This window comes from Streptomyces sp. 5-10, from assembly GCF_014712245.1.
GTDB classification, from domain to species: Bacteria; Actinomycetota; Actinomycetes; order Streptomycetales; family Streptomycetaceae; genus Streptomyces; species Streptomyces violaceusniger.
The window spans coordinates 1-1,603 of record NZ_JACVYG010000185.1; the positions used below are offsets into that span (position 1 = coordinate 1).

The 1,603-nt window shown below is 72.0% G+C and carries 1 protein-coding gene; it reads right to left on the bottom strand.

Annotation, left to right across the window (positions count from 1 at the left end; genetic code table 11):
- Nucleotides 1–1,603 (bottom strand): type I polyketide synthase (locus IEJ02_RS47705; protein ID WP_191070493.1); only part of this gene is annotated, 1,603 nt, incomplete at both ends.

Consider the following 1,603-nt stretch of genomic DNA (forward strand, 5'->3'; position numbering starts at 1 on the left):
TCGCCCAGCGTCGTCCCCGTCCCGTGCGCCTCGACCGCGTCCACCTCGGACGCCGACAAGCCCGCCACCGCCAGCGCCTGCCGGATCACCCGCTGCTGGGCAAGCCCGTTCGGCGCCGTCAGCCCGTTGGACGCGCCGTCCTGGTTCACCGCCGAGCCACGCATCACGGCGAGCACCGGGTGGCCGTTGCGGCGGGCGTCCGAGAGACGCTCCAAGAGCAGCATGCCCACGCCCTCGGACCAGCCCGTACCGTCCGCCGCGTCGGCGAACGCCTTGCAGCGGCCGTCCGGCGCGAGGCCGCGCTGCCGGGAGAACTCGATGAACATCGTCGGTGTGGCCATCACGGCGACCCCGCCGGCGAGCGCGAGGGAGCATTCGCCGGACCGCAGCGCCTGCGCGGCCAGGTGCAGCGCGACCAGCGACGACGAGCACGCCGTGTCCACGGTCACGGCGGGGCCTTCGAGGCCCATGACGTAGGAGATGCGCCCGGAGGCGATCGAGCCCGTGCTGTGGTTGTAGGCGTAGTCGTGGAACGCCATCCCGGCGAATACGCCGGTCGCGCTGCCCTTCAGCGACGCCGGGTCGATGCCCGCGCGTTCGAGCGCCTCCCACGAGGTCTCCAGCAGCAGCCGCTGCTGCGGGTCCATCATCAGCGCCTCATTGGGGCTGATGCCGAAGAAGCCGGCGTCGAAGTCGGCGGCGTCGTAGAGGAACCCGCCCTGGTCGGTGTAGCTGGTGTCGGGGCGCGTGCCGCTCGGGTCGACGAGACGGTTCAGGTCCCAGCCGCGGTCCGTGGGGAGGCCGGAGACGACGTCGAGTTCGTCCCGGACGACCGTCCACAGGTCCTCCGGCGACCCGATCCCTCCGGGGTAGTGGCAGGCCATGCCGACGATGGCGATCGGATCGTCGTCCACGGGGCCGACCGGAGCGGCGGGGGACGCCGCGCCGTGCTGGAAGCCCGACACCTCGCTCAGCAGGTACCGGGCGAGCGCCCTCGGCGTCGGGTGGTCGAAGACGAGGGTCGCGGGCAGCCGAAGCCCGGTGACCTCGTTCACCTTGTTGCGGAACTGGACGGCGGTCAGGGAGTCGAATCCGAGCTCCTTGAAGGCGCGCTCGGGTTCGAGGGCCTCGGACGAGCTGAACCGCAAGACGAGCGCCACCTGCCCGAGGACGAGGTCGAGCAGGGCCGGTTCCCATTCCGCGGCGGGCAGTGCGGCGAGTCGCCGCCGCAGGAGGCCCGACTCGGCGCCGGTGCCGGCGCGGCGTCGCCGGATGGTGGGCACCAGGGCCCGGAACACCTCCGGCATGCTGTCGCCCTGCGCTCGGAGCGTGCCGATGTCCAATTTGGCGGGCATGAGTGCCGGCTCGTCCGTCGCGAGGGCGAGGTCGAGGAGGGGCAATCCTTCGTCCTCGGTGAGGGCGGACATGCCGGCCTGCGAGATCCGTGTCAGGTCGGTGTCGCTGATGTCCCCGACCATGCCGGTGTCGGTGTCCCAAAGACCCCAGGCGAGCGCTTGCGCGGGAAGCCCATTGGCACGGCGGTGCGCGGCCAGGGCGTCCAGGAAACTGTTCGCCGCAGCATAGTTCCCCTGACCCGGCGCAC